Source organism: Methylorubrum thiocyanatum (genome assembly GCA_014138645.1).
Lineage (GTDB): Bacteria > Pseudomonadota > Alphaproteobacteria > Rhizobiales > Beijerinckiaceae > Methylobacterium > Methylobacterium thiocyanatum.
Map to the genome: position 1 here is coordinate 261,639 of JACJIB010000001.1, position 25,725 is coordinate 287,363.

Consider the following 25,725-nt stretch of genomic DNA (forward strand, 5'->3'; position numbering starts at 1 on the left):
TCCGTCCGTCTCATTCGCCGCTCCTTGCGCCGTTCCTTGCGCCGTCGCTCGCGGATGCGTCCGGCGAGGTTGTCGCGGGCGCCGCAGCATGGGAGAAGCCGCCCGCATCGCCGGGCGCGTGTGCGCCGGTCGGGCCGGCAGCTTTTGCGGGAGGGAGTGAGACCGTGGCCGAGGTCCCGGACCAGACGGGTGAGACCGTGAGCGCCCCGCGCGCCGCCGGCAAGGCCATCAACGCCGTGCGGGTCCGCGCCCCCGCACGGCTGCATTTCGGTTTTCTCGATCTCAACGGCGGCCTCGGGCGCCGCTTCGGCAGCATCGGCCTCGCCCTCGACGCGCCCGCCGTGCAACTCGTGGCCCGCCCCGCCAAACGCGTCTCCGCCAGCGGCCCCGAGGCCGAGCGGGTGCGTGCCAACCTGCTCGCGGCGGCCTCCTATCTCGACGTGCCGGACACCGTGGCGATCGAGGTCGAGGAGGCCATTCCGGCCCATGCCGGCTTCGGTTCGGGCACGCAGGTCGCGCTCGCGGTCGCCGCCGCGCTCGCGCGCCTCAACGGGCGCCCCTTCGCCCCGGCCGACTTCGCCGACGTGCTCGACCGCGGCAACCGTTCCGGCGTCGGGCTGGCCGCCTTCACCGAGGGTGGTCTGATCGTCGATGGCGGCCGCGACGATTCCGGCGCGCCGCCCCCCGTCATCGCCCGGCTGCCCTATCCGGATGACTGGCGGGTCGTGCTGATCCTCGATGAAGCCATGACCGGCGTGCATGGCTCGCGTGAGACGGAAGCGTTTCGCGATCTGCCGCCCTTCGCGGCGGCCCAGGCCGCCGAGATCTGCCGGATCGTGCTGATGCAGGTTCTGCCGGCGGCCGCGACCGCCGAGCCCGACGGTTTCGGCGCCGGCATCACGCAGATCCAGAAGCGGATCGGCGATCATTTCGCTCCCCATCAGGGCGGGCGCTTCGCCAGCCCCGCCGTGGCCGAGGCGCTCGCCGCCATCGCGGCGGCCGGCGTGCCCGGCTACGGTCAAAGTTCCTGGGGGCCGACCGGCTTCGCGCTGATGCCCTCGCAGAGGGAGGCGGAGGCGCTGGTCGCGGCACTGGCACGGCCCGGCCGCCTGCGCTTCGTCATCGCCCGCGGGCGCAACGTCGGCGCCTCGGTCGCCGAAGTTTAGAGCTTTTTCTTTTTCACGGTTCAAAGAAACCTGCGCTTGACCGGCGCCAGCCGTTCCGGTTTTGCACCTGAAGCGCCTCACAAGGGCGCGATCACGGGAGAGGAAACACCATGGCCCGCTCGATCCTGCACATGCTGACGCCGCTCAAGCACATGAGCCCGTTCGACGTGAACATGGCGATCGATGCCGGTTTCGAGACGCTGATCCCCTACACGAACGTCGATCTCGCCGACGTCGTCTCCCTGACCCAGGACTCGATCTTCTCCCGCGCGCCGCAGGACGGCGTGCGCACCGGCATCTTCATCGGCGGCAAGAACGCCGAGCTGGCGCTCGATATGGTGGACCGGGCGAAGAAGGCGTTCGTGCCGCCCTTCGTCAACCACGTCTTCGCCGATCCGGCCGGCTCCTTCACCACCGGCGCGGCGATGGTCGCCGAGGTGAACCGGGCGCTGAAAGCCCGGTTCTCGACCGACCTCAAGGGCAAGCGCATCGTCATCTTCGGTGGCGCGGGCGTCGTCGCCTACGTCGCTGCGGTGATCGGCGCGCTGGAGGGCGCGCAGACCGTGCTCGTCGGCCATGACGGCGAGGAGCGCGTCTCGAAGATCGCCTTCACCATGAAGTGGCGCTTCGGCATCGACGTCGGCGCCGTCGACGGAACCGCGCCCGAGGCGCGGCGCGCGGCCATCACGGACGCCGACGTGATCCTCTCGGCGGGCCCCGCCGGCGTCTCGATCCTGACGGCGGAGGATCTCGAATCCGCGCCCAAGCTCCTGGTTGCCTCGGACGTCAACGCGGTGCCCCCGGCCGGCATCGCCGGGATCGACGTCAACGCCGTCGACGTGGCCCTGCCGGTCGGCAAGGGCGTCGGCATCGGTGCGCTCGCGGTCGGCAACGTGAAGTACCAGACCCAGTGCCGCCTGTTCCGCCAGATGCTGGAGGCGCAGGAGCCGCTCTGCCTCGACTTCCGCGACGCCTACAAGCTCGCCGTCGAGATCGCCGGCTGAGGCCGCCGCTGCGTTCGCCGCCGAGCCCGCCACTGCGTTCCCTGGGTCATCGCGAGGGCGGCGCGATCCTGATCGCCGCCCTGTCCGGCCGGGCGCTGGCCCAGGCCGCGCGGCGGGCGGGGTTGCGGCCGTTCGTGCTCGACCTGTTCGGCGACGAAGACACCCTGGCTTTGGCCGAGGCGCACCGCCCGCTGCCCGGCCGTTTCGGCGCCGGCAGCCGCGACCGGGCCGGCGTGCTGGGGGGGCTCTCTGAACTGTCGGAGCGGGCCGGCGGCGCCCTCGGCGTCGTCCTCGGCAGCGGCTTCGAGGGCGCGCCGGACCTCGTCGCCGCGGTCGCCGACCGCCACCGCCTGCTCGGCGCGGGCGCCGAGACGGTGGCCGCGCTCAAGGACCCGTTCCGCTTGGCCGCGCTCTGCGAGCGCCTCGCGATCCCGCATCCGGCCATCACGCCCGGCCCGGTTGCCGAACGGGGCGCGTGGCTGGTCAAGCGCACGGGCGGCTGCGGCGGGTCGCATATCCGCCCGGGCACGGTCGGCGCCGCCCCGCCCGGCCACTACCTCCAGGCCCGGAAGCCCGGCCGCGCCTTCGCCCTCAACTTCCTCTCCGACGGTCGCCGGATCGAGCCCCTGGCGCTTACCGAACAGTGGCAGGCGCCCTCGGCCCTGCGGCCGTTCCGCTATGCCGGGGCGCTCGCCCGCGGCCAGGCCGAGGCGGCCCCGGTTCCGGCCCTCGTCGCGGCCGGGATCGCGGAGGCGGCCCTGCGGCTCGCCCGCGCCACCGGACTGACGGGTCTTGCCAGCGCCGATTGCCTCGTCGATGGCGAGAACTGGTGGCTCCTCGAAATCAATCCGCGCCCCGGCGCGACCCTGGACGTGCTCGACCGGCGCCCGACACCGCTCCTGATCCAGCATATCGAGGCGGCCCTCGGCCGAATGCCTGCGATCGATGCAGCGCCGATGGATGCGACAGGCGCCGAGATCTGTTACGCGGCCCGGACCTGTGCGGCGGTGCCGCCGCTCGACTGGCCGGATCACGTGCGTGACCGGCCGCGGGCCGGCAGCCCTGTCGCGCGCGACGCGCCGTTCTGCACGGTGACGGCCTCCGGGCCGGACGCCGCGGCGGTCAGGGGAGAGTTGCGGGCGAGGACCGAACGGGTCCGCGCGCTGCTGGAGGAGACGGAGAACGATCATGAGTTCCAACACGACAGCGCCGAGCCTCAACGCCCTGGCCGGGCCGCTGGTCGAGAGCCTCGTCGCTGACGCGGCCAAGCTCCGCCTCATCGTCGCCCAGGAGAACGGCGCGCGCACCGTCGATGCCGGCGCCAATGCCCGCGGCTCGATCGAGGCCGGCCGGCGCATCGCCGAGATCTGCCTCGGCGGCCTCGGCACCGTGACGATCGCACCGACCGGCCCGGTCGCCTCCTGGCCCTACAGCGTGGTGGTCCACTCCGCCGATCCGGTGCTCGCCTGCCTCGGCTCGCAGTATGCCGGCTGGAGCCTCGCCGACGAGGAGGGCGATTCCGGCTTCTTCGCCCTCGGCTCGGGCCCCGGCCGCGCCGTGGCCGTGGTCGAGGAGCTCTACAAGGAACTCGGCTACCGCGACAACGCGACGGCGACCGCGCTCGTGCTCGAATCCGCCAGCGCCCCGCCGGCCTCCGTCGTCAACAAGGTCGCCACCGCCACCGGCCTCGCGCCGGAGAACGTGACCTTCATCTACGCCCCGACCCAGAGCCTCGCCGGCGCGACCCAGGTCGTCGCCCGCGTGCTCGAAGTGGCCCTGCACAAGGCCCACACCGTCGGCTTCGACCTGCACAAGATCCTCGACGGCATCGGCTCGGCCCCGCTCTCGCCGCAGCATCCGGACTTCATCCAGGCGATGGGCCGCACCAACGACGCCATCATCTATGGCGGCCGGGTGCAGCTCTTCGTCGATGCCGACGACGCCGATGCCAAGCAACTCGCCGAGCAGCTGCCTTCGACGACCTCCGCCGACCACGGCGCGCCCTTCGCCGAGATCTTTTCCCGGGTGAACGGCGACTTCTACAAGATCGACGGCGCGCTGTTCTCGCCGGCCGAGGCGATCGTCACCTCGGTCAAGACCGGCAAGACGTTCCGGGGAGGCCGACTGGAGCCGCAGCTCGTGGACGCTTCGTTCGCGTAGGGCGCTGAAACGCAACCCTCTCCCCTCTGCGGGAGAGGGCGGCCCCTGCGTCGGCAGGGATCGGGAGAGGGGAGCGCCGGTCCGGGAAGGACCTCAGCCGGCCCCTCACCCGCCTGCTCCGCAGGCACCCTCTCCCGCGGAGGGGAGAGGGATAAAAGAATCGGAAAAAGAGCGAATGCGCATCGGGCTCGCGGCCGACAACGGCAATTGGCACAAGGCGCGGCTGCGGGAGGCATTGCGGGGCCTCGGTGTCGAGCCGGTGCTGTTCTCGCTGGCCGACGTCGCCGTGATGACCGGCGGCGGCGAGCCCCTGCGGGTGCCCGGCTTCGCGGACGGTCTGCCGGACGGGGTCCTGCTGCGCACCATCGCCGGCGGCACCTTCGAGGCCACCACCATGCGGCTCGGCGTGCTGCATGCCCTCGTCGCCTCCGGCGTCACCGTCTGGAACGGGCCGACGGCCATCGAGCGCTCGGTGGACAAGGCGGCGACCTCCCTCCTGATTGCCCGCGCCGGCCTGCCGACGCCGGACACCTTCGTCGTCTCCAAGCGCGAGGCGGCGGCCGAGATCGTCGCCCGCGAGGCGCGGCCGGGCAAGCCGATCGTGCTCAAGCCCCTGTTCGGCTCGCAGGGCGAGGGGCTGATGCTCCTCGAAAACCCGGACGATTTGCCGGCGCAGGAAACCGTCAGCGGCGTCTATTACCTCCAGCGCTACGTGCCGCGCTCGGACGGGCTGTGGCGCGACTACCGCGTCTTCGTCTGCGAGGGGCGGGCCATCGCCGGGATGATCCGCGAGGGCGACGGCTGGATCACCAACGTCCACCGCGGCGGCCGGCCCTTCGCCTGGGACGTGCCGGCCCGCGCCGCTGAACTGGCCGAAGCCGCCGCCGCGGCGGTCGGCGTCGATTACACCGGGATCGATCTGGTCGAGGATGGGGAGGGCGGCTTCCTCGTTCTGGAGGTGAACTCGATGCCGGCTTGGTCCGGCCTGCAGCAGGTGACGGAGGTCGACATCGCCGGAGCGGTCGCCCGCGGCTTCCTCAACGCGGTGCGCGCGGCGCGTCCGCCGCGGCTGGTCTCGGCGCTCGGATGAGCGCGGCGGCGCCCGGCGGTCTGCCCGCAGCGACGGTGGCCGATCTCTATCGCGCCGCCTGCCTTGCCGAACTCGACGCCCTGAAGCCCGGCAACGTCCACACTTACGCCCCCGGCCACCGCATGGTGACCGCCGATTTCGTCACCAGCGCCGACGTCTCCGCGGCGTGCCTCGCCGAGCCCGGCGCGCGGGTCGGGCGGCGGATCCGCGGCGGGGTCGAGGCAACCTTCGCGGCCGTGGGCCAGAACACCAATCTCGGCATCCTGCTTCTGTGCGCCCCACTCGCCCGAGCCGCGGAAGCCTCAGGCCCGCTGACCGAGGCGCTGAACGCGGTTCTGACGGATTTCGATGTCTCGGATGCCCGCGATGTGTTCGCGGCGATCCGCCGGGCCAATCCCGGCGGGCTCGGCCGGGCCGCGCGCCACGACGTGTCCCAGGCGATGCCCGAGGACGGCCCGGTCCCGCCGCTGCGCGCGGCGATGACGGAGGCCGCCCCGCGCGACCGCATTGCCCGTGCCTACATCGACGGCTTCCGCGATCTGTTCGCCATCGGCCTTCCCGCGCTCGCAGAGGCCCGGACCCGCGGCCTTGCCCCGCCCTGGACCACGACGGCGGTCCACCTCGCCTACCTGACCGGCGTGCCGGACAGCCACATCGCCCGCAAGCACGGGCCCGAGCGGGCCGAAGCGGTGCGCGCCGAGGCGGGGGAGAGACTCTCCGGTATCGATCTCGCCACGGCACCGGTCGAGCGGCTCCTGGACTACGACCGCGTGCTGAAGGAAGCCGGGCTCAACCCCGGCACGAGCGCCGATTTCACCGTCGCGACGCTGTTCCTCGATGCCCTTCTGGCGGCCCGCGGCGAGACATCCTGAGCCTTTGCCGGGCCCGCGCCCGCGAGGGGACGAATCTTCGCGCGTCAAGGCCCCCGGCTACCCAAAAAATCGCCGATTTCAGGGCCTTGCGCGGGTTGTTCGGCGCCGGAGCCCGCTGTAGGGTCCGCGCCGCTATCCGGGCAAACCGGCTCGGCTCTCGGCCGGGCGCCGCAAACAAGGATGGCTTCCAGGCCCCGCCTCCTCTCAGGGCGGGCCTTTTTTCAGGAATCCAGGGAGAGACCCCGAATGGCAAAGATCACCAAGGTTCAGGTCGGCGAAGCGCTCGTCGGCGACGGCAACGAGGTCGCCCACATCGACCTCATCATCGGACCGCGCGGTTCGCCCGCCGAGACGGCTTTCTGCAACGGCCTCGTGAACAACAAGCACGGCTTCACCAGCCTGCTCGCCGTGATCGCGCCGAACCTGCCGTGCAAGCCGAACACGCTGATGTTCAACAAGGTCACCATCAACGACGCCCGTCAGGCCGTCCAGATGTTCGGCCCGGCCCAGCACGGCGTCGCCAAGGCCGTTCAGGACGCGGTTGCCGAAGGCATCATCCCGGCGGACGAGGCCGACGACCTGTACGTGCTGGTCGGCGTGTTCATCCACTGGGAAGCGGCCGACGACGCCAAGATCCAGAAGTACAACTACGAGGCCACCAAGCTCTCGATCCAGCGCGCCGTGAACGGCGAGCCGAAGGCCGCGACGGTGACCGAGCAGCGCAACTCGGCGCAGCACCCCTTCGCCGCCAACGCTTAGATCGGGGACAGTCCTGGGCAGAGCGAGCCTCCGCCCGCACCGCGGGGTCTGCTCCAGCGACTGGCTTCGATCTTCCTTGGACGTTGATGGATCGGGACGGCTTCGGCCGTCCCTTTCTTTTTGGGCGAAAGCCGCTCAGCGCAGCCGCCCGTCATGGATCGCCGAGGCGACGAGCGCCCCCGCGGCCCCGGCCTCCCTGAGACGCGTGACATCCTCCGGCCCCCGCACGCCGCCGGCCGCGTAGATCCGCCGGTTCTCTCCCAGCGCGACGGCCCGCGAGATCCCGAGAAGATCGGGACCCGTGCCGGTGCCGACGCGGGCGAGCGTCATCACGATCACCTCTTCCGGCCAGGTCTCCGCATCGTCGTGCAGGGCGTCCGGGCCGAGCCGTGCCTCGCCGCGGCTGTCGAGGGAGAGCACGGCACGATCGCCGAGCGCCCGCACGAGGCCGGCGTCCCGCTGGCTCTCGCTGCCGATCACCGGGTGGCCGAGACCGGAACGGACGAAGCGTTCAAGTCCCGAAAGATCGGAAAAGCCGGCATCGACCCACAGGGTCACGCCGGGACAGGCGCGGGCCACCGCCTCCAGACTGGTGCGGTCTGGCTCCGTGCCGTCCATGATCGCGTCGAGATCGGCGACGTAGAGCCGGTCGCCCCCGACGGCCTCGAGCAGGCCGCGGGCGATGTCGGCAGGCTTCGAGCCTCTGGCCAAGGGGGTGTCGATCGGGGCATAGGCGTCCCGCTCGCCCGCGCGAGCGCGCACCACTCGGCCGTGGCGCAGGTCGATCACCGGGATCAGCCGGAACGGCCTTGGCCCTTCAGAACCGTGAGACATCGCGTGAACCGGACAACGACCAGGATCATCGGGTGGGATCTCGGCGGGGTGCATGTCAAGGCGGCGCTCGTCGAGGGCGGCCGCGTGGTCGAGGCGGTGCAGGCCCCCTGCCGGCTCTGGCGCGGCGTCCCCGCTCTCGATGAGACCTTCGCGCAATTGCCGGACTGGGTGCGGGGCGAGGCGCACCACGCCGTCACCATGACCGGTGAGCTGACCGACTGCTTCGCCGACCGCGCCGACGGGGTGCACCAGCTCTCCGCCTGGGCCGACGCGACGCTCGCGGGTGCGGTGCGGATCTATGCCGGCCGCGCCGGCTTCGTCTCGGCCGACGCCGCCCGCCCACACGCCGCCGACATCGCCTCCGCCAACTGGCATGCCACCGCTGCCCTGATCGGCCGGCACGCCGCGCACGCGCTCCTGGTCGATATCGGCTCGACCACCGCCGACCTGATCCCGATCGTGGCGGGGGTGCCGTCCGCGCAGGGCTACAGCGACGCCGAGCGGCTGGAGACGGGCGAACTCGTCTATACCGGTGTGGTGCGCACGCCGCTCCTCGCCTTCGCGGACCACGCCCCCTGGCGCGGCCGGCGCACCCGGCTGATGGCCGAGACGTTTGCGAGCACTGCCGACATCTACCGCCTCACCGGCGACCTGCCGGAGGGCGCCGACCAGCAATACAGCGCCGACCTCAAGGGCAAGTCGATCCTCGAGACCGAAACCCGGCTCGCCCGCATGGTCGGCCGCGACCGGGGGGAGGGGAGCGCGGAGGAATGGCGGGCGCTGGCCGCATGGTTCGCCGAGGCGCAGCTGCGCCCGCTGCACGATGCCGCCGCGGTGCTGCTCTCGCGCCCGGACCTGCCGGGGGACGCACCGCTCGTCGTGTGCGGTGCCGGCCGCTTCCTGGCCGAGCGGCTCGCCGCCCGGCTCGGGCGCCGCGCCGTGCCGCTGACCGAGGTCATTGCCGAGCGCCTGCGGGCCGAGGATGCGGCCTGGGTCTCGACCTGCGGCCCGGCCGTCGCCGTCGGGCTGATCGCGTGAGGAACGGGGCCGCTCCCGCGCGTTGACGGGAACGAAATCACGAGGAGATGCGAATGACTGCCGGAAACAAGCTCGCCCGCATCCTGGCCACCCGCACCGGCGAGGCGATCGAGTTGGCCTTCGTCACCGAGGACGGCCGGACCACGCGGGTGCTCGCGAGCGACGACCAGATCGACCGGCTCGTGGACGAATTGGAGGACATCCTCAACTCGCCCGCCGGGACCAGCTCCGGCGAGCCGCCCGCGGCGGCCTGACCCTTACCGCAAGAAGTCCCCGAAGGCCCGCGGGCCGTCGCCGGTCTCGACGGTGCCGGTGATCGTGAGCGTCGAGGGGTCGATCAGGCTCAGGGAATTGTCGCCCCAATTGGCGACGACGACGGTCCTGCCGTCCCGCGTGGCGGCGATCCCTTCCGGGTGGTCGCCGACATCGATCGCGGCGAGCCGCTTCAGGCTTGCCGGATCGAACACCGTCACGGTGTTGGAATATTGGTCGGTCACGAACCCTTTGCCGGCGGCGAGCGCGATCACGTAGGGCCGCTGGCCGGTGGCGACCCGGCCGGTCTCGCGGCCGGCGGCGATGTCGATCGCCGAGACGTCGTTCGAGACCACGTTGGCGGTGTAGGCGGTGGCGCCGTCCGCCGAGAGGGTCAGGCCGAACGGGTGTTGACCGACGGCGACGCGCCGGGTCTCCCGGCGGCTCGCGACATCGATGATCGAGACGGAATCGGATTCGCGGTTGGCCACCAGCAGGGTGGCGCCGTCCGGCGTGACGGCGATCCCGGACGGGGACTGGCCGGTGGCGATCTCGCCCTCCAGGGTCAGCCCCTCCGCGCCGGGCCGCAGCACGAAGACGCGGGTGCCGTACCAGTCGGCGACGTAGACCTCGCCGGATTTCGGGTTGACGCCGATGCCGAGGGGCCCGCCGGGCAAGTCGAGGCTCGCCGTGACCTTGCGCGCCGCGAGGTCGATCACCGAGACGCCGTGGCCCTCGGGACGGGTGACGTAGGCGGTCTTCCGGTCGGGCGAGAGGGCGATGCCCGCCGGCGCGCCCGGCACCGGGATCGATTGCAGGATCTTCCGGGAGGCGAGGTCCACGACCTCGACGGCGTTGCCGAGCTGCGCCGTGACCAGCGCTTCCTGCGCGAGGGCGGTGCCGCCGCAGGCCAGGAGGCCGGCGAGGGCGAGATACGCCCTCCCTCCCCGGATGGGAGAGGAGGAGAGCCGGCGCACTCCCCGAAACCGCCGAAGCACGCCGACTCTCCGCATCATCGAACCCTTACGAGCCCTTCTCGGCCTTGGCCTTCACGTTCTCCAGGCCGGCCTTGTAGAGGCCGAGCACGGCCTTCTTGGCGGCCTCGTCGTTCAGCTCGGGCGGCGGATCGTTGTTCATGTAGCCGCGGTAGAACGCGCCGCGCCACGTCATCTTGGTCTTGTCGCCCTCGCCCTCGACCTCGATGGTCGAGGAATAGTCGTTCACCGGCAGGGTCTTCACGTCGACCTTGTTGATCCGGTACATCAGGGTCTTCTTTTCGGCGTCGTACTTGGCGAGTTCCTCCTCGACCGTGGCGCCGCCCTTCAGGGTCAGCGTGCGGGTCGCCTTGACCTCGTTGCCACCCTTGCCCTCGGTCTTCTCGACCAGCGGGATCCAGCTTCCGTCCTGGAAGTTGCCGACGATCGCCCAGACCTTGTCGGCGGGGGCGTTGATCTCGATCGACTCCGACACCTTCTGCCGCGTGGGACCGTGCGCCTGCGCGGCAAACGTCACCGTGGCGAGCGCCGCCACGGCGGCGAGCGTCCTGAACTTCATGCGTTTTCTCCTCCCGTTGAGGCGGCCGAGCATGGCCGCTTCACCCCTCATTCGAGCGACTTGTGTCAGGAGCCGCTCTTCTCAAGCCGGACCTTGAGGTTCTCAAGGCTGGCATGAATCCAGGCCCGCACGCGCTTCTCCGAATTCTCGTCGTTGAGTTCGGGCGGCGGGTCGTTGTTCGGATGGCCCCGGTAGAACGCGGCCTTCCACTCGACGCGGGCCGCGTGCTCGCCCTCGGGCCGCACCGAGATGGTGGCCGAGTAATCCTTGGCCGGCAGGTCGGCGACCTCGTTCTCGAGGATGTAGTAGGCGAAGCTCATGTGCTCGGGGTCGAGCTTGCGGCTCTCCTCGACGATGGCGTGGCCGTTCTTCAGGGTCAGCCGGAAGACCGGCCTGTCCGGGCTTCCCTGCCGCTCGCCGCGGGCCACGTTCTCGATCCAGGCGGCGTCCGCGGGGTTGCCGACCACCGCCCAGACCTTCTCGGGCAAGGCATCGATGGCGACGGTCTCGACGATCTTGCGCCGGGTCGGCGCGTGCTGGGCCTCGGCCCCGATGGTGGTCACGGCGAGCGCCGCGGCGGCGAGAAGAGCGATCCGCTTCAAACCCGACAATCTCCCTCGAACGGCCACTTGAGCCTTTGTCCCCTCACCGGGGACGGCTCGTCCCGTCGAGGACGCGCCCGCTGCGCCCGAGGGCGCCCGCGACCTTGTCCTCGATCCAGTCCCAGGCCTCGCGCTCGGCGGGGCCGGCGGTCTTGGCAATCGCTATGGCATGATAGGCCATTTCCGTCAGGACTTTTTCCGGGCTCAGCATGTGGAGCCGGGTGGACAAAATTGCCGCTTCGATCACCGCGCCTTGCGCCCGGTTGTAGCCGATGAAGGGCACGTGGCTGACCGCATGCACCATCCGCCCGCGGTAGCGCGGGCGCTGCGGGTCGTCCTCGACCGCGGCCACCTCGAACTCGGCATGGCCGAAGCAGTCGGCGAGGCGCTTGCCGGGGATTGTGTCGCAATCCACCACCGGCCAGTCGCGCCGCCCGGTGACGATTCCGGCGATGACCCGCACGTCGCTGGGCGCGGAGGCCGTGAAATAGGGGCGCTCCGCGAGATTCTCGATGGTCGGCGAGGGCCGGAACGGGGCGAGCACGAAATCCTCGCCCTCGCGGATCAGGCCGAACGGCACGAGATGCATCGTGCCCGCCGCCGACAGGGTCGTAACGACGGTCTCAAGGATCAGCGGCATCAAGCTTCCGTCCGAAAGGGGGGCACCGGCTTTTCCGAAGCGGTCCCGTGCGGGGAGGAGTTAGGTCCGGTCGCCGTCCGGCACCAGCCGGCCGCAGACGATGCGACCGCCCTTCGGCGCGCTGAGCGGGTCGTGCCCGGCTGCCGAGCCGCTGCCGGTCTCGGTGCGCGGCGGGTCGGCGTCGCGCTCGGGATCGGTCCGGGTCGCGCGCTCGGCGGCGGGCGCCTCGGGGCCGCTATGCTTGGTATGGGCGGATCTTGTCGGCCCGGCCGCCTTGAAGGCGGTGGTGTCTTCTTGGGTGCGGTCGGCGGCGCAGCCCCAGTCGAGGGGTTCGTCCTGCACGTAGCGCTTGCCCAGCCGGAACGCGGTCTCGGCCTTGGTCAGCTCGCCCCCGAGATAGAAGGCGTGGGCGCCGTCGCTCTCCACGCTCAGATCGGGGAAGAAGCCCATCGCGTCGGTGCCGGTGGTGTGACGGTCGCGGTTGTAGACGTGAATGCCGTCCTCGGCGACAGCAATGCGGTAATTGGGGTCGCGCACTTCCGCGGCCAGGGCCGCGATCTCCTCGGGGGTCTGCACGTAGGGCCGCTTGTCGTGGAGCGCGAGCAGCTCACGGCCGTAGCCCTTGGGCAGGGCGGCATCCTCGCGCGCCGCGTACATCACCCGCCGGGCGGCATCGTGCTCCTCCACCGTGCGCCGCGTGTGGTTCGAGACCTGCACGATCAGCACGTTGCGGATGGCGAGTTCCGAGCACATGCCGACGAGGAGCGCGGTGACCCCGAGGCTGTCGGCCTCGGTGAGTTCGGTGAGGTTGCCGGTGCCCATCATCATCTCGATGTTCGGCCAGCGCGCCCGGATCTCACGGTAGCGGACGATCGAGTCGACGAAGCCGAAATGGATCGGCTCCAGGATCGGATCGGCCATGTAGGGCCGGCCCGCCCGCTCCATCCGCTCGATGGCCCGGTCGAGGGAGGGCAGGTCGTCGGGCCGCATCGGCACGAGGATCGGCACCGCATCGGTCTCGAAGGCGAGATCGAGCGTCTCCTCGTTGAGGCTCAGCAGATAATCGGCCCCGGCGCGCGCGCCGCGGGTCAGCTCGTCGAGGGAGAAGGAATCGACGCTGACCTTCAGCCCCGCGCCCTTCAGCGCGCGCACGCTGTCCTCGAGATGCGGGAAGGCCGTGTCGGGCAGGCCGCCGAGATCGATCACGTCGGCGCCGCGCCGGGCGAGGTCGAGACCCTTGGCCAGGATCTGGTCCAGCGTCATCTTCGAGGCATCGACGATCTCGGAGAAGATCCGCAGGTCGTGGCGTGAGAGATCGACCTTGCGCCCGGTCAGGCCGAGATAAGCCGGCAAATCGACGATCTCGTCCGGGCCCCGCTCGACCGGCAGACCGAAATGCCGGCTCAGCGCCTCCGGATTGGCGCGGCAGCGCCCCGGCAGGACGATCCGGGTCGCGCCCTCGGGCATCTGCACCCGGCGCTTGATGATCTCTTCCGTCATCAGCGCGGCGACCTTCACCCCGGCATCGGCGATGCTCCAAGTGAAGCGCTCGGCCGGCAGGGTGGCGGCGACCTTCTCCAGCCGGGCATGGGCCAGCTTGCCGGTGATGAAGACGAGGTGTTCGGGCGCGCTCATGCGGCGTGCCTCTCGTGAAGCGCTTCGGGGCCGCGGATCAGGATCGTGCCGGGATAGCCGGCGGCAAAGCGTGGGAAGGCGGCATCGACGAGGCCGTCGCGGGCGAGGATTTCCGGATCGGTCCCGGACAGAAGGTTTGCCGACTTCACGAGGATGCAGAGCGTGGCACCGAGCCGTGTCGCGAGCCAGAGGGCGAGGCTGTCGGAGGTGATCTCCCAACTCTCCGCGATGTCGGGATGGCCGCCCTTCAGCGCCACCGGATCCCAGATCGCGGAGCGGCCCTGGGCCAGCGTCTCGGCCACCGCTTCCGGGGTCGCCGCGATGGGAAGCCGCGGTTCGATCGCAGAAAACACCTCGGCCATGCGGCCCATGGCGTCGAGGGCGAGGCGGTGAGCGAGCCTGTCGTCGAAGCCGAGCCGCGCTTGCGTCGTCCGCACCGCATCGGCGAAGGGGCCGCCGCCGGGCACGATCGCCACGGGGGCGCTGTCGGCGCATTCGGAGAGGATGGCGCCGAGCCGCGCGCGGTCGGAAACGAGGCTGCCGCCGATCTTGACGACGGCCGTCCCGGTTCTTCCGGCGCCCGATTTCAGGCGCGCCCGCGTTTGGCCGGAGGCAGGGAGAGGCTTTGCGCCTGTCATGCCGGTCACGCCGCGTCGGCCCGCAGGCCGGTCCGCATCGCCGCGACCGCCTGCGCGACCCGGGCGCCGTCGAGCGCCTCGCGCCGGTTGCCGCCGCGACAGAGACCGCCGCGGAAGCCGAGATAGTCGGGCCCGAGACCGGATAGGGCGGGAATGTCGGCCAGCCCGAGCGAGCCGGCGAGCCCGCTCATCAGGCCATGCGCGCGGCAGCGGGCGACGAAGGCGGCGAGCTGCGTGGCGGTCATGAGGGCGGGCAGCGCGATCCCGCTCTTGCCCCTCGTGTCGATCATTGCGCCGGCAAAACCTGCGGCGGCCAAGCGCAGGGCCGAGTGCGCGGCCCAGCCGTCGGTCACGCCGTCCTCGGCGAAGAGCACGCCGATCACCCGGCCGGGCGCCCGTGCGGCGGCCTCCGCCAGCGCCGCGTCGTCCGCGGCGCCGACCGCGATCTTGATGAAGTCGACTCCCGTCGCGGCCATCGCGGCGATGGCGGCGGCGATCCCGGTCCCCGTGCCGTCGCCGGCCACCGCGCTGGTGACGGCCCGCCCACCGACCTCCGCGACGATGGCGCGCACGGTCTCGGGCGCCAGCGCGCCGAGGGCGCCGCGCTCGGGATCCTTGGCGTCGATCAGGTCCGCCCCGGCCCGGAGCGCGGTGAGCGCCTCGTCGGGTCCGCGCACGCTGACGAGCAGGCGGGGTCGCGCGGGAGAAGTCGGTTCGATGTCGGGCACGGGAAACGTTCTTGCTCAGCCTTGCGCGCCCGCACAAGCCCCGCCTCAGGAACGGCCGGGCAGCGGCTCGGCCAGCAGGCGGTTCTTCACGATCCAGCGCGCGGCGTGGGACCAGTCGTCGTCGGTGTTGGCTCTTATCACGACCTGGCCCTGGCGCACGACCTGGCCGGACTCGGCATTCGCGATGGTGACGACGAGGCTGAACAGCTGGTTGGCGCCCTTGTCGGCGAAGGTGGTGACGGCGAGTTCCGCCCCGAGCGCCTTGGCGATCGGACCGGTGCAGCCGTTGCACTTGTAGAGCGGACTCTCCTTGCGGATCTCCGCGGCCTGGGGGCCGAGATCGACGCTCTCCAGCCCACCCTTCTCGGCAAGTTGCTGGCGCAGCACCTCGGTAACGAGATCGAGGCGCTTCTGGTCGGCCGGGAGCGGCTTGCGGCCATAGGCCAGCGTCGGGTCGTTCACCTCCGCCGGAAAGATCGCCGCCTTGCGCGCCGCCTCTTCGCCCAGGGCCGTGCCGCTCGCGACGGACAGGAGAGCAAGGGCGGGCAGGAGAGCACGAAGCCGGGCGCGAAGTCGCATGGGGTCGGAGCCTGGGACGGGCGCGGTGCCGCGCGGACCGACTCTAACTTGGTGTTCCGGAGGATTTGGCAACCGTCGGCGCACCTGTTCCCGATGCGAGGCGCTCTGTTCGGGAATCGCGACCGGGCGCGAAGCGGCGATGGCGTGAGGGCGCCGCGAGGCCGTAATCTTATGAAAATCTTATGCTTCTTTCGTTGAGGCGGGTGGCAAGATGTTGCTAGCGTGCCGGGCAATGCGTTCGTCCGTCCCGCTCCTCTTCGCCGCCGGTCTCGTGACCGGCCTGACCGCGGCCCTCACCGTTCCCGGGCAGGCTCAGGAGCCCAAGGCGGCCACCGGCGCGCCGCAGCCGGGCTCGCCCGTCGCCGAGGCGCCGGTTCCCGGTTCCGAGACCCGCATCGCTGTGCTCTACCGCCCGGTGCCGGCCCCGTCCTCCTACGACGCCGAGGCCGATCCCGAGGATCTCGGGGTCGCGGGCGCACGCATGGCGGTGAAGGACAACAACACCACCGGCCGCTTCACCAAACAGACCTTCGCCCTGGACGAGGTCGCCCTCGAAGAGGGGCAGAATCCGGTCGAAGCCGCCAAGGCGTTGGCGGACAAGGGGGTGAGGTTCTTCGTGCTGGCCCTGCCTGCCTCCGAGGTGCTGGCAGTGTCCGACGCGCTGAAGGACACGGGTGCCGTCGTGCTCAATGCCGGCGCGCCGGACGACCGGCTGCGCGGGGCCGATTGCCGCGCCAACCTGTTCCACGTGCTGCCGAGCCGCGCCATGCAGACGGATGCGCTGGCGCAGTACCTGACGCTGATGCGCTGGCGGAAGGTGTTTCTGATCACCGGCCCGACCGAGCGCGACAAGGCCTATGCCGACGCGATGCGCAATTCCGCCCGCAAGTTCGGCCTCAAGATCACCGCGGAGAAGCCCTGGACCTTCGGCCCCCTGGCGAAGGCCCGCGGCGACACGCCGACCCGGGCCGAGGCGATGGTGTTCACCCGCGGGCTCGACTACGACATGGCCGTAGTCGCCGACGAGGAGGGGGACTGGGGCGATTACGTCTCGTTCCGCACCGTCGATCCGCGCCCCGTGGCCGGCACCCAGGGGCTGATCGCCACCACGTGGCACCCGACGCTGGAGACCTGGGGCGCGGCCCAGGCGCAGAACCGCTTCCGGCGGCTCGCCGGCCGCCTGATGCGCCCGCTCGACTACCAGGTCTGGGCGGCTGTGCGCACGGTCGGCGAGGCGGCGACGCAGACGCGCAGCACCGATCCGGCGGTGCTCGCGGCCCATCTGGTGAAGCCCGACTTCTCGCTGCCGGCCTACAAGGGCGTCTCGCTGACCTACCGGCCCTGGGATCATCAGCTGCGCCAGCCGATCATCGTGGTGCAGCCCAAGGCGATGGTCTCGGTGGCGCCCGAGCAGGGCTTCATTCACCAGCGCACGCCGCTCGACACCCTCGGCGCCGACGAGCCGGAGACGGCGTGCAAGTTGCGGTGACCGCCATCCCGGGCCGATCTGAAGTCGGAGCGGGGACGATGCGGCAATCGACCGCCCGGCCAGCCGCCGCTCTTCACCCGTTTTTTCTTTGAGCGGTGCGGCCTTGAGGGCCATGTCGCTGCAACCGATTTCGACGCGGGCGCGCGAAGACGCGCCGGAGACGACAGGGAGGACGCCGATGGTCGCTCGCTTGAGGGCGGGGCTGGGTTGTGCGGTAGCGGCCGGCGCTTGGTTCAGCATGCTCGGAACGGCGCAGGCCTTCACCGCCTACGTCACCAACGAGAAGGCCAACACCGTCTCGGTGATCGATACCGCGACCATGGCGGTGACCGCGACCTGGAAGGTCGGGCGGCGCCCCCGCGGCGTGACCCTGTCCAAGGACGACAAGGAACTGTTCGTCTGCGCCAGCGACGACGACCGCATCGACGTGCTCGACACGGCGACCGGCAAGGTGGTGCGCTCGCTGCGCTCGGGGCCGGATCCGGAGCAGTTCATCCTCGATCAGAGCGGCAACCCGCTCTACGTCGCCAACGAGGATGACAGCCAGGTCACCATTCTCGACATCGAGAAGAACAAGGTGTTGGCCGAGGTGCCGGTGGGCGTCGAGCCCGAGGGCATGGGCCTGTCGCCGGACGGCAAGGTTCTCGTGAACACCTCCGAGACCACCAACATGGCCCACTTCATCGACACCAAGACCTTCGAGGTGATCGACAACGTGCTGGTCGATGCCCGGCCGCGCTTCGCCGAGTTCTCGGCGGACGGCAAGTTCCTCTGGGTCTCGGCGGAGGTCGGCGGCACGGTCTCGGTGATCGATGTCGCCACCCGCAAGGTCATCAAGAAGATCACCTTCAAGATCCCGAGCGTCACCGACGAGCAGATCCAGCCCGTCGGCGTGCGCCTGACCAAGGACGGTTCCAAGGCCTTCGTGGCGCTCGGGCCGGCCAACCGCGTGGCGGTGGTCGATGCCAAGACCTACGAGGTGCAGAAGTATCTGCCCGTGGGCCAGCGCGTCTGGCAGCTCGCCTTCACGCCCGACGAGAAGCAGCTCTTCACCACCAACGGCACTTCCAACGACGTCTCGGTGATCGACGTCGAGGGGCTGAAGGTGGTCAAGAGCATCCCGGTCGGGCTGCTGCCCTGGGGCGTGGCGATCTCGAAGAAATAAGCCCAATTCGCCGGCCAAGGCCTCGTCCCGAAAGGGGGCGGCTTTCGGACAATGGGCGATGCAAGAACAAGAATCCGGAGGAAGCGACATGAAGTGGACGACGCGCCTCGGCCTTGCCGCCGCGGCCCTGATGCTCGCCGGTGCCCCGGCGGGCGCCCTCGACCTCACCAAGAAGCGGCAGAACCTGCCCGATCTCGTCCTCGGCAACGAGGAGGGCAACGACTTCGTGGTCGAGAACAAGGATATCGAGCTGGAGGCCGGCAAGGCCTACCGCCTGCGCATCGTCGCCAAGGGACGGCAGGAATACAAGTTCTACGCGCCCGAGTTCTTCCGCTACATCTGGTTCAACCAGATCGTGATCGAGCACAAGGAGATCCACGGCGGCGGCCCGCCCGACCATCTCGAATTCGACGATCCCGGCGAGATCGCCATCGAGTTCGTCGCCATCAAGCCGGGTGCCTACAAGTGGTACGCGCAAGGGCTTGAGGAAAAGGGGATGGCCGGCACGATTACGGTGAAGTGAGCTTGATCATGCGCAACGGCTTCATCCTGCACGCGGCGGCTTTCCTCATCCTCCTCGCCGCACCCGCGCTGGCCGACGACAAGGCGGCCTGCGCCGAGGGCATCGCCACGGTGAAGGCGCAAGCCGAAACGCTCGCGCCGGATGCCGTCCCGCAGAAGTTCAAGCGCGCGCTGAAGATCGCCGAGCGCGAGCAGGGCGAGGGCGAGTTCGACGAGTGCCTGGAGGCTCTCGACGACGCGAAGCGGGCACTGCCGAAATGAGCGCGGCTCTCGACGTCGCCGGCGTCAGCCACCGTTTCGGCCAGCGCGCGGCGCTCTCCGACGTGTCGCTGACGGTGGAGCGCGGGCACTTCATGGCCTTGCTCGGACCCAACGGTGCGGGCAAGACCACGCTGTTCTCGGTGATCACCCGGCTCTACAACAACCAGGAGGGCCGGGTCTCGATCCTCGGCCATCCCCTCGACCGTGAGCCGTCGAGGGCGCTGGCCGGCCTCGGCGTGGTGTTCCAGGCGCGCACCCTCGATACCGATCTCACCGTCGCGCAGAACCTGCACTACCACGCCAGCCTGCACGGCATCGGCCGGGCGGCGGCGCGGGCCCGCATCGAGGCTCTGCTCGCCCGCGTCGGCCTCGCCGAGCGGCGCGACGACAAGATCCGGACGCTCTCCGGCGGCCAGTCGCGGCGCATCGAGATCGCCCGCTCGCTGATCCACGCGCCGCGCCTGCTGCTGCTCGACGAGCCGACCGTCGGCCTCGATCTCGAATCGCGCGCCGACATCGTCGCCATCGTCCGCGCCCTGGTGCGGGAGGAGGGCCTGTCGGTGCTGTGGGCGACCCACATCTTCGAGGAGATTTCTCCCGAGGACGACGCCGTGGTGCTCCACAAGGGCCGCATCGTCGCCCGCGGCCGGGCCGGTGAGATCGGTGGGCCCGGCGAGAGCCTGGAAGACGCCTTCCGCCGCCTCGTCGCCGCGCCCGACAAGCGCACCGTGAGGTCCGCCGCATGAGTTCCCTGACATGAGCGCGTCCTCGAACCCCACCGCGGCGAGCCCGGTGAAATCCGTACCCCATGCGGGCCGGCTCGACGCGGTCGGCTACCTCATCGCGCTCGCCGGCATCGTGCGCCGCGAGTTGCTGCGCTTCTTCCACCAGAAGGAGCGCTTCTTCTCGGCGATGGTGCGCCCGCTGGTCTGGCTGTTCATCTTCGCGGCGGGCTTTCGCAACACGCTCGGCACCTCGATCACGCCGCCCTACGAGACCTACGTGCTCTACGAGGCCTACGTGATCCCGGGGCTGGCCGTGATGATCCAGCTCTTCAATGGCATGCAGTCCTCGCTCTCGATGGTCTACGACCGCGAGGTCGGCTCGATGAAGGTGCTGCTCACCTCGCCCTATCCGCGCTGGACGCTGCTGCTCGCCAAGCTGGTGGCCGGCGTCAGCGTCTCGATCGTCCAGGCCTATGCGTTCCTGGCCATCGCGTGGTTCTGGGACACGGGCATTCCGCCCGTCGGCTACCTCGCCGCCCTGCCGGCCTTCCTGGCCTCGGGGCTGATGCTCGGAGCCATCGGCCTGTTCCTGTCCTCGCTGGTGCGGCAGCTCGAGAACTTCGCGAGCGTCATGAATTTCGTGATCTTCCCGATGTTCTTTGCCTCTTCTGCCCTATATCCGCTCTGGCAGGTTCGGGCATCGAGCGAGTGGCTCTACCTGATCTGTCAGGCCAACCCGTTCACCCACGCGGTCGAGCTGGTGCGGTTCGCCCTCTACGGGCGTTTCGAGCCGGTCGCCTGCGCCGTCGTGGTCGGCACCGGCCTCCTGTTCTTCACCCTCGCCGTGATCGCCTACGATCCGGGCCGCGGCATCATGGCCCGGCGCGGCGGACCGGCCGGCGAAGCCGCCTGAGAGAGCCTCCCATGATTCGTCGCTCCGTTCGTGCCCCGCTTTGTCTCGCCCTCGTCCTCGCGACGGGGCCGGTGCTGGCGCAGCCCAAGACCGATCCCGACTGGCCCTGCGCCCAGCGCAAGGTGACGACCCTGGGCTACGGCTCGTTCTGGACCGGGCCCGATCTTGCCGAGGCCGGCGAGTGGGGCAACGACCGCGAGGCGGCCCAGCTCGCCCGCAAGCTCGCCTCCCGCCGCACCGAGCTGCGCGAGGCCGACACCCTGCTCGACGAATTCACGGAGAAGCTCGACCCGGCCGAGAAGGGCAAGCGGCTCACCCGCGTCTTCGCCGGGGTGTTCGAGATCATCAACGGCGAGCGCAACACCGTCATGAGCGGGATCAGCCGCTACGCGCAGGGCCAGCGCCGGCTCGCCGAGCGCATCCGCGACGAGGCGGACAAGGTGAGCGAACTCAAGGACAGCCCGGATTCCGATTCCACCAAGGTCGCCTCCAAGGAGGCCGCGGATCTGGAAAGCCAGTTCAACTGGGATCGCCGTATCTTCGACGAGCGCAACCAGTCGGTCTCCTACGTCTGCGAGGTGCCGACGATTCTGGAACAGCGCCTGGGCGAGATCGCCCGCCGCATCCAGACCCGCCTCTGAGGCGGCGTCCACTCGACGCCGGCGGATCCCGTCCCGTCGGGATTCGCCGGGTGCCTCGCGACGCCGCGATGCCGCCGAAGGTTTGGCGCCCCTCGTGCAGGGTGCATGGCACGGCTGGCGAGCGCATCGGATGCGCCGGGACATGACTCCATCGGCGGCGATGGCGTCCGGTGCCTCGGATCGAACGGTTTCCTCTCGCGACCCGACCGTCATGGTCAGTTGATCGCGCAGCGGTCGGGCGAAGCACTCTGCGGTCACGCTCCCTGGCTTCCGGTCGGACCCGGCTGCCTCGGACGTCGCGCCCCGGGCGATCCCTGCAAGCCTTGCCGGGTAAGGGGTAGCTATCGGGCAAGGCCTTGCCGATTTATCCCGAGATAGTCTGCTTCTTTGTCCGTAAGTGACTGATCTGGCGACAGAAATATGTTGCCGTAACACCACGCGTCGGCTGGAAGCTTGAGCGTCTCATCATAATTGAACCTGTAGAAGCGCGACGGTCATTGTCGCAGCCCCCAACCTTCAGCAACATCCGGCAACGGTCCCGCTTCAAGGGTCCGCAAGCACGAACGATAAGGGCTGGGGAATGACAATGCGGGTGCTGCGAGGCAGCCTCATCGCATCGGTTGCGCTGCTTCCGGGACAGGTGATGGCGCAGGCCGCGGGCGGCGGACAGGCGGTGACGCTGGACGAGATCAGCGTCGTCTCGAACACGCCGGTCGCGGTTTCGCGGCGGGTGGTGGCGACGCCGACCGCGTCGGGCTTGCGCGAGGTCACGGTGCTCGACGGCATCGACCGCAACAAGCTGCCGCAGAACACGAGCGTCCTGACCTCCGGCGACGTCTCCCGGGTCGGTTTCCCGAGCACGGTGCGGGCGCTCGACGAGCGCGTCGGCTCGATCAGCATCAACAACGCGCAGGGCAACCCCTTCCAGCCGACGATCACCTATCGCGGCTTCGAGGCCTCGCCGCTCGGCGGCTCGCCGCAGGGCGTGGCCGTCTACCTGAACGGGGCCCGCTTCAACACCTCGTTCGGCGACACGGTGCAGTGGGACCTGATCCCCGACATCGCCGTCGACCGGATCGAGCTGGAGGGCTCGAACCCGGCCTTCGGCCTCAACGCGCTCGGCGGCTCGCTGGCGGTGACGCTCAAGAACGGCTTCACCTACCAGGGCAGCGAGATCAACGTGCTCGGCGGCTCGTTCGGCCGCGGCGCGGTGGCGTTCCAGCACGGCCAGCGCATCGACAATATCGGCCTCTACGTCGCCGGCACCAAGCTCGGCGAGGAGGGTTGGCGGCGCCACTCGCCGTCGCGCCTCAACCAGATCTACGCCGACCTCGGCGTGCAGGGGGAGCGGAGCGAGTTCCACTTCAACGTCATCGGCGCCAGCAACAGCCTGACCGGCAACGGGACCGCCCCGGTCGAACTCTTGAAGGTCGATCGCAGCGACGTCTTCACCTATCCCGACCAGACCAAGAACGACTTCCTGCGCTTCCAGCTCTCCGGCACCTACGACGTGACGCCGACGATCAGCGTGCAGGGCAATGCCTATTACGGCCTGTTCCGCCAGCGCACGGCCAACGGCGACGCCGCCGACGTGGAGAACTGCGAGGCCGATGAGCGCTTCGTCTGCTCCGAGGGCGCCGACGACAACCAGTTCTTCCTGCGTGACCGCACCGGCAACCCGGTCGCGGCCAACCGGCTGCGCACCTTCGACTTCGGCGGGATCAACCCGGTCTTCGCCGACCGCTTCGACGAGGGCGGCCCCTACGCCTTCCTGAACCAGACCCGCACCGATACCGACAATTTCGGCGCCACGGTCCAGACCGTGATCCGCGAGCCGCTGTTCGGCCTGCCGAACCGCTTCGTGCTCGGCGGTTCCTATGACGGCGGCCGGACCCGCTTCACCGCGGACAATTCGATCGGCGGCCTCACCCTCGATCGCGGCTTCTCGCCCCCCGGCATCGTCGTCTCCAGCGACGACGGCATCATCACGCCGGTCTCCGTGCGGACGTCGAACGATTACGGCGGCATCTACTTCAACAACAACACCGACCTCACCGACCGGCTGACCCTGACGCTGCAGGGCCGGTTCAACATGGCCAAGATCGTCCTGCGCGACCAGATCGGCACGGCGCTCAACGGCGACCACTACTACCAGCGCTTCAACCCCGGCATCGGCGCGACCTACAAGGTCATCCCCGACTACCTCGTCGCCTACGGCGGCTACACCGAGGCCAACCGCGCCCCGACCCCGGCCGAGCTGTCCTGCGCCGATCCGCTGGCGCCCTGCTCGCTCACCAACTTCTTCGTCGGCGACCCGCCGCTGAAGCAGGTCGTGGCGCGCACGGTCGAGGCGGGCGTCCGCGGCCGCATCCCGCAGCCCGACGAATTCTTCGGCGGCATCCTGTCGTGGAAGGCCGGCTTCTTCTCGACCCGCAACGACGACGACATTCTGTTCGTGCCGGCTCCCGACACGATCGGCCGCGCCTATTTCCGCAATGTCGGCTCGACCAAGCGTCAGGGCGTCGAGGCGAGCCTGTTCTACAACGCGCCGCGCTGGAACGCCTTCATCGACTACGCCTTCGTCGATGCGACCTTCGAGTCGCCGGTCGAACTCGCGGCCCCCGGCAACCCGTTCAACAGCGCGGGCGGCGACGAGAGCGGTGTCGTGCTCGTGCGCCCGGGCAACCGCCTGCCCGGCGTCGCGCCGCACCAGCTCAAGGTCGGCGTGCAGTATCAGGTGACGCCGGAATGGCGCGTCGGCGCGCTTGCCCGCTTCGCCACGGGCAAGTTCCTCGTCGGCGACCCGACCAACCAGAACAAGACCACCGGCGACTACGCGGTGTTCGGCTTCAACACGAGCTACCGCGTGGCGTCGAACATCGAGATCTACGGCTACGTCGAGAACGCCTTCAACGCCAACTACGCCACCTTCGGCACCTTCTCGCCGGTGGACGAGGTTCCGATCGTGCGGGTGCCCAACGCCACCTCGAACCGCAGCCTCGCGCCCGGCGCGCCGGTGGCGGCCTTCGGCGGCCTGCGCATCCTGTTCGAGCCGCCGCCCCCGGCGCCGGTGGTCGAGCCGCTGCCTCTGGTCCGCAAGGGCTGAGCGGGCTGAGCGGCCTCCCCTGAGCCGGACTCGCTCCGGTTCGGGGGAAACATGCGATTGATCCGAGCGGCGCGGTTCTCCTGGACCGCGCCGTTTCTATATGCATGACGCAGCGGGGCATTTCGGTCGGGAAAAGCCGCGAATCGCACTCCGGCTATTGCCAATTTTTCCCGGGCAAGTTACGCAATCGAAGCGAGGCCGCGCGGCCGCTTTGCCCTGAGCAGGCGGTCGCGAGCGGTCCTGCGATTTTGCCGACTGCCCGGCCCTGCCGGGCCTCTTCGATCAGGAGTTTGCCCCGATGGCGTTCCGCCTCTCCTCTGCCGTTCTCCTTGCCGCCCTCGTCGCGGCTCCGGCCTTCGCTGCCCCGACGACGACCACGAAGGTCGATATCGCCGCCTTCGACCCGGACAAGGACGGCACCGTCGATCTCAAGGAGGCCCTGGCCGCCGGCTCCGCCGCCTTCGACAAGCTCGATCCGGATAAGGACGGCACCCTCGACGCCAAGGAGCTGAAGGGCCGCGTCAGCGAGGCCGACCTCAAGAAGCTCGACCCCGACAACGACGGCACCCTCGACAAGAAGGAATACCTCGCTGCCGTCGAGGCTCAGTTCAAGGCCGCCGATCCGGACAATGACGGCACCATCGACGCCCGCGAGCTGGCGAGCCCGGCCGGTTCGGCCCTGGTCAATCTGATCCGCTAAGTTTCTTAGCAAGCCGGGACGAAGGGTGCGGAGCGCGAGTTCCGCACCCTTTGTCATGTCCGCGGCCAGCCGGGTGCGGCGGCGTCTGTCCGGCGCGCACGCGCCGCTTCCGTTGGGCGAAGCGTCGCAGACTGGAACCGTAAGAGGGTCTTGAGGACTTTCTCGGCCTAAGCGGCGGTCGAAGAATCGTCCCCGCGACAAGTCGATCCGGAGGAGCCCCAACCCGATGCGTATTGCCCTTAGCCTGCCCGTTACCCTCGCTGCCCTGCTTGCGGCGAGCCCCGCCCTGGCGGTCAACTGCAAGGACGACATCGCCACGGTGGAGCGGCGGCTCAACAGCGCCGGCGCGGAGCAGGTCACGGGCAAGGAGCCTCCGGGCGGCCCGACGTCCTCGAACTCGCCCAAGGCGCTGGACAAGCCGCCGGAGGGCGCCCCGTCCGATCCGTCGACCAAGCCCACCAAGGCCGGTGTCGAGGAGGCGCGCAAGCTGCTCGCCAAGGCCAAGGAGCAGGACAAGGCCGGTCAGGAGACCGCCTGCCAGGACACCATGACCAAGGTGAAGGAGAAGGCCGGCGCGCTGCCGTGATTCCGGCCGCGATCCGAGCGTGATCCGACGCACGAGGCGCTGAAACGAGGAGGCCCGGGACTGCGC

At 70.0% G+C, this 25,725-nt stretch carries 28 protein-coding genes; 19 read left to right on the forward strand and 9 right to left on the reverse strand.

Going from position 1 to position 25,725, the window contains the following annotated elements; all coding sequences use genetic code 11:
* The first annotated feature begins 164 nt into the window (after positions 1-164).
* From HNR51_RS01250 to fae, 7 genes are all read left to right on the forward strand, one after another.
* Complete coding sequence (locus tag HNR51_RS01250) at positions 165-1,166, forward strand: beta-ribofuranosylaminobenzene 5'-phosphate synthase family protein (protein ID WP_182553743.1); 1,002 nt, start codon at positions 165-167, stop codon at positions 1,164-1,166.
* 110 nt (positions 1,167-1,276) lie between these two features.
* Positions 1,277-2,170 carry an NAD(P)-dependent methylenetetrahydromethanopterin dehydrogenase gene (gene mtdB, locus HNR51_RS01255; RefSeq protein WP_182553744.1) on the forward strand — a complete coding sequence of 298 codons (894 nt, stop codon included), beginning with the start codon at positions 1,277-1,279 and terminating at the stop codon, positions 2,168-2,170.
* Positions 2,171-2,304: 134 nt separating this feature from the next.
* On the forward strand, positions 2,305-3,429 hold the full coding sequence (locus tag HNR51_RS01260) for an ATP-grasp domain-containing protein (RefSeq protein WP_182554007.1): 1,125 nt from the start codon (positions 2,305-2,307) through the stop codon (positions 3,427-3,429).
* On the forward strand, positions 3,359-4,330 hold the full coding sequence (gene mch / locus HNR51_RS01265; RefSeq protein ID WP_152276607.1) for a methenyltetrahydromethanopterin cyclohydrolase: 972 nt from the start codon (positions 3,359-3,361) through the stop codon (positions 4,328-4,330). Before HNR51_RS01260 ends, mch begins: the two co-directional genes overlap by 71 nt.
* A 175-nt stretch (positions 4,331-4,505) precedes the next feature.
* Positions 4,506-5,420: an ATP-grasp domain-containing protein gene (locus tag HNR51_RS01270; RefSeq protein ID WP_182553745.1), complete on the forward strand. Its 915-nt coding sequence runs from the start codon at positions 4,506-4,508 to the stop codon at positions 5,418-5,420.
* Positions 5,417-6,292 carry a triphosphoribosyl-dephospho-CoA synthase gene (locus HNR51_RS01275; RefSeq protein ID WP_182553746.1) on the forward strand — a complete coding sequence of 292 codons (876 nt, stop codon included), beginning with the start codon at positions 5,417-5,419 and terminating at the stop codon, positions 6,290-6,292. The genes HNR51_RS01270 and HNR51_RS01275 overlap by 4 nt, the downstream gene beginning before the upstream one ends.
* Positions 6,293-6,538: 246 nt before the next feature.
* Positions 6,539-7,051 carry a 5,6,7,8-tetrahydromethanopterin hydro-lyase gene (gene fae, locus HNR51_RS01280; protein ID WP_012453694.1) on the forward strand — a complete coding sequence of 171 codons (513 nt, stop codon included), beginning with the start codon at positions 6,539-6,541 and terminating at the stop codon, positions 7,049-7,051.
* 135 nt (positions 7,052-7,186) lie between these two features.
* Here fae and HNR51_RS01285 read toward each other — a convergent pair whose 3' ends face one another.
* The gene (locus HNR51_RS01285; RefSeq protein ID WP_182553747.1) at positions 7,187-7,885 is read right to left on the reverse strand and encodes a HisA/HisF-related TIM barrel protein; all 699 of its coding nucleotides are present in this window, start codon (positions 7,883-7,885) and stop codon (positions 7,187-7,189) included.
* 3 nt (positions 7,886-7,888) lie between these two features.
* Here HNR51_RS01285 and HNR51_RS01290 point away from each other — a divergent pair, with 3 nt between their 5' ends.
* Positions 7,889-8,923 (forward strand): hydantoinase/oxoprolinase family protein, encoded by a 1,035-nt coding sequence (locus HNR51_RS01290; RefSeq protein ID WP_182553748.1) that lies wholly within the window; start codon positions 7,889-7,891, stop codon positions 8,921-8,923.
* Between the two features lie 53 nt (positions 8,924-8,976).
* Entirely contained in the window at positions 8,977-9,177 is a 201-nt protein-coding gene (locus tag HNR51_RS01295; protein WP_182553749.1) for a hypothetical protein, read from the forward strand.
* Between the two features lie 3 nt (positions 9,178-9,180).
* Here the strand turns inward: HNR51_RS01295 and HNR51_RS01300 are convergent, their stop codons facing one another.
* The 8 genes from HNR51_RS01300 to HNR51_RS01335 all read right to left on the reverse strand — a co-directional run bounded on the left by HNR51_RS01300 (position 9,181) and on the right by HNR51_RS01335 (position 15,551).
* Entirely contained in the window at positions 9,181-10,191 is a 1,011-nt protein-coding gene (locus HNR51_RS01300; RefSeq protein ID WP_210279800.1) for a YncE family protein, read from the reverse strand.
* A 7-nt stretch (positions 10,192-10,198) separates the two neighbouring features.
* Positions 10,199-10,729 (reverse strand): SRPBCC family protein, encoded by a 531-nt coding sequence (locus HNR51_RS01305; protein WP_182553750.1) that lies wholly within the window; start codon positions 10,727-10,729, stop codon positions 10,199-10,201.
* A 65-nt stretch (positions 10,730-10,794) separates the two neighbouring features.
* On the reverse strand, positions 10,795-11,331 hold the full coding sequence (locus tag HNR51_RS01310; RefSeq protein WP_012453700.1) for an SRPBCC family protein: 537 nt from the start codon (positions 11,329-11,331) through the stop codon (positions 10,795-10,797).
* Positions 11,332-11,374: 43 nt separating this feature from the next.
* On the reverse strand, positions 11,375-11,971 hold the full coding sequence (locus HNR51_RS01315) for a DUF447 domain-containing protein (protein WP_182553751.1): 597 nt from the start codon (positions 11,969-11,971) through the stop codon (positions 11,375-11,377).
* A 60-nt stretch (positions 11,972-12,031) separates the two neighbouring features.
* Positions 12,032-13,606 carry a DUF6513 domain-containing protein gene (locus HNR51_RS01320; RefSeq protein ID WP_182553752.1) on the reverse strand — a complete coding sequence of 525 codons (1,575 nt, stop codon included), beginning with the start codon at positions 13,604-13,606 and terminating at the stop codon, positions 12,032-12,034.
* A complete protein-coding gene (locus HNR51_RS01325; protein WP_239681624.1) occupies positions 13,603-14,244 on the reverse strand; it encodes an amino acid kinase family protein in 642 nt (213 codons plus the stop codon). The genes HNR51_RS01320 and HNR51_RS01325 overlap by 4 nt, the downstream gene beginning before the upstream one ends.
* A gap of 5 nt (positions 14,245-14,249) precedes the next feature.
* Positions 14,250-14,972, reverse strand: coding sequence for a (5-formylfuran-3-yl)methyl phosphate synthase (locus HNR51_RS01330; protein ID WP_182553753.1), 723 nt, complete (start codon positions 14,970-14,972; stop codon positions 14,250-14,252).
* 45 nt (positions 14,973-15,017) lie between these two features.
* Positions 15,018-15,551 (reverse strand): DUF3280 domain-containing protein, encoded by a 534-nt coding sequence (locus tag HNR51_RS01335; protein ID WP_012453705.1) that lies wholly within the window; start codon positions 15,549-15,551, stop codon positions 15,018-15,020.
* 232 nt (positions 15,552-15,783) lie between these two features.
* On the opposite strand from HNR51_RS01335, the gene HNR51_RS01340 reads away from it, so the two are divergent.
* From HNR51_RS01340 to HNR51_RS01385, 10 genes are all read left to right on the forward strand, one after another.
* Positions 15,784-17,040 (forward strand): ABC transporter substrate-binding protein, encoded by a 1,257-nt coding sequence (locus tag HNR51_RS01340; RefSeq protein WP_182553754.1) that lies wholly within the window; start codon positions 15,784-15,786, stop codon positions 17,038-17,040.
* A gap of 178 nt (positions 17,041-17,218) precedes the next feature.
* A complete protein-coding gene (locus HNR51_RS01345) occupies positions 17,219-18,205 on the forward strand; it encodes a YVTN family beta-propeller repeat protein (RefSeq protein WP_182553755.1) in 987 nt (328 codons plus the stop codon).
* A gap of 88 nt (positions 18,206-18,293) precedes the next feature.
* The gene (locus tag HNR51_RS01350) at positions 18,294-18,728 is read left to right on the forward strand and encodes a cupredoxin domain-containing protein (RefSeq protein ID WP_096484838.1); all 435 of its coding nucleotides are present in this window, start codon (positions 18,294-18,296) and stop codon (positions 18,726-18,728) included.
* A gap of 8 nt (positions 18,729-18,736) precedes the next feature.
* The gene (locus tag HNR51_RS01355; protein ID WP_012453709.1) at positions 18,737-18,988 is read left to right on the forward strand and encodes a hypothetical protein; all 252 of its coding nucleotides are present in this window, start codon (positions 18,737-18,739) and stop codon (positions 18,986-18,988) included.
* Complete coding sequence (locus HNR51_RS01360; protein WP_012453710.1) at positions 18,985-19,734, forward strand: ABC transporter ATP-binding protein; 750 nt, start codon at positions 18,985-18,987, stop codon at positions 19,732-19,734. Before HNR51_RS01355 ends, HNR51_RS01360 begins: the two co-directional genes overlap by 4 nt.
* Positions 19,735-19,744: 10 nt before the next feature.
* Positions 19,745-20,626, forward strand: a complete 882-nt coding sequence (locus HNR51_RS01365) for an ABC transporter permease (protein ID WP_012453711.1) — start codon at positions 19,745-19,747, stop codon at positions 20,624-20,626.
* Positions 20,627-20,637: 11 nt separating this feature from the next.
* A complete protein-coding gene (locus HNR51_RS01370; RefSeq protein ID WP_182553756.1) occupies positions 20,638-21,267 on the forward strand; it encodes a hypothetical protein in 630 nt (209 codons plus the stop codon).
* A 586-nt stretch (positions 21,268-21,853) separates the two neighbouring features.
* Complete coding sequence (locus HNR51_RS01375) at positions 21,854-24,373, forward strand: TonB-dependent receptor (protein WP_012453713.1); 2,520 nt, start codon at positions 21,854-21,856, stop codon at positions 24,371-24,373.
* A gap of 298 nt (positions 24,374-24,671) precedes the next feature.
* The gene (gene lanM, locus HNR51_RS01380) at positions 24,672-25,073 is read left to right on the forward strand and encodes a lanmodulin LanM (protein WP_012453714.1); all 402 of its coding nucleotides are present in this window, start codon (positions 24,672-24,674) and stop codon (positions 25,071-25,073) included.
* 226 nt (positions 25,074-25,299) lie between these two features.
* Positions 25,300-25,659, forward strand: a complete 360-nt coding sequence (locus HNR51_RS01385) for a hypothetical protein (protein ID WP_012453715.1) — start codon at positions 25,300-25,302, stop codon at positions 25,657-25,659.
* Positions 25,660-25,725: the final 66 nt, after the last annotated feature.

Coding starts and splice junctions, on each gene's coding strand:
- mtdB (WP_182553744.1), top strand. CDS start 1,277: ATGGCCCGCTCGATCCTGCACATGCTGACGCCGCTCAAGCACATGAGC.
- mch (WP_152276607.1), top strand. CDS start 3,359: ATGAGTTCCAACACGACAGCGCCGAGCCTCAACGCCCTGGCCGGGCCG.
- HNR51_RS01270 (WP_182553745.1), top strand. CDS start 4,506: ATGCGCATCGGGCTCGCGGCCGACAACGGCAATTGGCACAAGGCGCGG.
- HNR51_RS01275 (WP_182553746.1), top strand. CDS start 5,417: ATGAGCGCGGCGGCGCCCGGCGGTCTGCCCGCAGCGACGGTGGCCGAT.
- fae (WP_012453694.1), top strand. CDS start 6,539: ATGGCAAAGATCACCAAGGTTCAGGTCGGCGAAGCGCTCGTCGGCGAC.
- HNR51_RS01285 (WP_182553747.1), bottom strand. CDS start 7,885: ATGTCTCACGGTTCTGAAGGGCCAAGGCCGTTCCGGCTGATCCCGGTG.
- HNR51_RS01295 (WP_182553749.1), top strand. CDS start 8,977: ATGACTGCCGGAAACAAGCTCGCCCGCATCCTGGCCACCCGCACCGGC.
- HNR51_RS01300 (WP_210279800.1), bottom strand. CDS start 10,191: ATGATGCGGAGAGTCGGCGTGCTTCGGCGGTTTCGGGGAGTGCGCCGG.
- HNR51_RS01305 (WP_182553750.1), bottom strand. CDS start 10,729: ATGAAGTTCAGGACGCTCGCCGCCGTGGCGGCGCTCGCCACGGTGACG.
- HNR51_RS01315 (WP_182553751.1), bottom strand. CDS start 11,971: ATGCCGCTGATCCTTGAGACCGTCGTTACGACCCTGTCGGCGGCGGGC.
- HNR51_RS01320 (WP_182553752.1), bottom strand. CDS start 13,606: ATGAGCGCGCCCGAACACCTCGTCTTCATCACCGGCAAGCTGGCCCAT.
- HNR51_RS01325 (WP_239681624.1), bottom strand. CDS start 14,244: ATGACAGGCGCAAAGCCTCTCCCTGCCTCCGGCCAAACGCGGGCGCGC.
- HNR51_RS01335 (WP_012453705.1), bottom strand. CDS start 15,551: ATGCGACTTCGCGCCCGGCTTCGTGCTCTCCTGCCCGCCCTTGCTCTC.
- HNR51_RS01340 (WP_182553754.1), top strand. CDS start 15,784: ATGCGTTCGTCCGTCCCGCTCCTCTTCGCCGCCGGTCTCGTGACCGGC.
- HNR51_RS01345 (WP_182553755.1), top strand. CDS start 17,219: ATGGTCGCTCGCTTGAGGGCGGGGCTGGGTTGTGCGGTAGCGGCCGGC.
- HNR51_RS01350 (WP_096484838.1), top strand. CDS start 18,294: ATGAAGTGGACGACGCGCCTCGGCCTTGCCGCCGCGGCCCTGATGCTC.
- HNR51_RS01355 (WP_012453709.1), top strand. CDS start 18,737: ATGCGCAACGGCTTCATCCTGCACGCGGCGGCTTTCCTCATCCTCCTC.
- HNR51_RS01360 (WP_012453710.1), top strand. CDS start 18,985: ATGAGCGCGGCTCTCGACGTCGCCGGCGTCAGCCACCGTTTCGGCCAG.
- HNR51_RS01365 (WP_012453711.1), top strand. CDS start 19,745: ATGAGCGCGTCCTCGAACCCCACCGCGGCGAGCCCGGTGAAATCCGTA.
- HNR51_RS01370 (WP_182553756.1), top strand. CDS start 20,638: ATGATTCGTCGCTCCGTTCGTGCCCCGCTTTGTCTCGCCCTCGTCCTC.
- HNR51_RS01375 (WP_012453713.1), top strand. CDS start 21,854: ATGCGGGTGCTGCGAGGCAGCCTCATCGCATCGGTTGCGCTGCTTCCG.
- lanM (WP_012453714.1), top strand. CDS start 24,672: ATGGCGTTCCGCCTCTCCTCTGCCGTTCTCCTTGCCGCCCTCGTCGCG.
- HNR51_RS01385 (WP_012453715.1), top strand. CDS start 25,300: ATGCGTATTGCCCTTAGCCTGCCCGTTACCCTCGCTGCCCTGCTTGCG.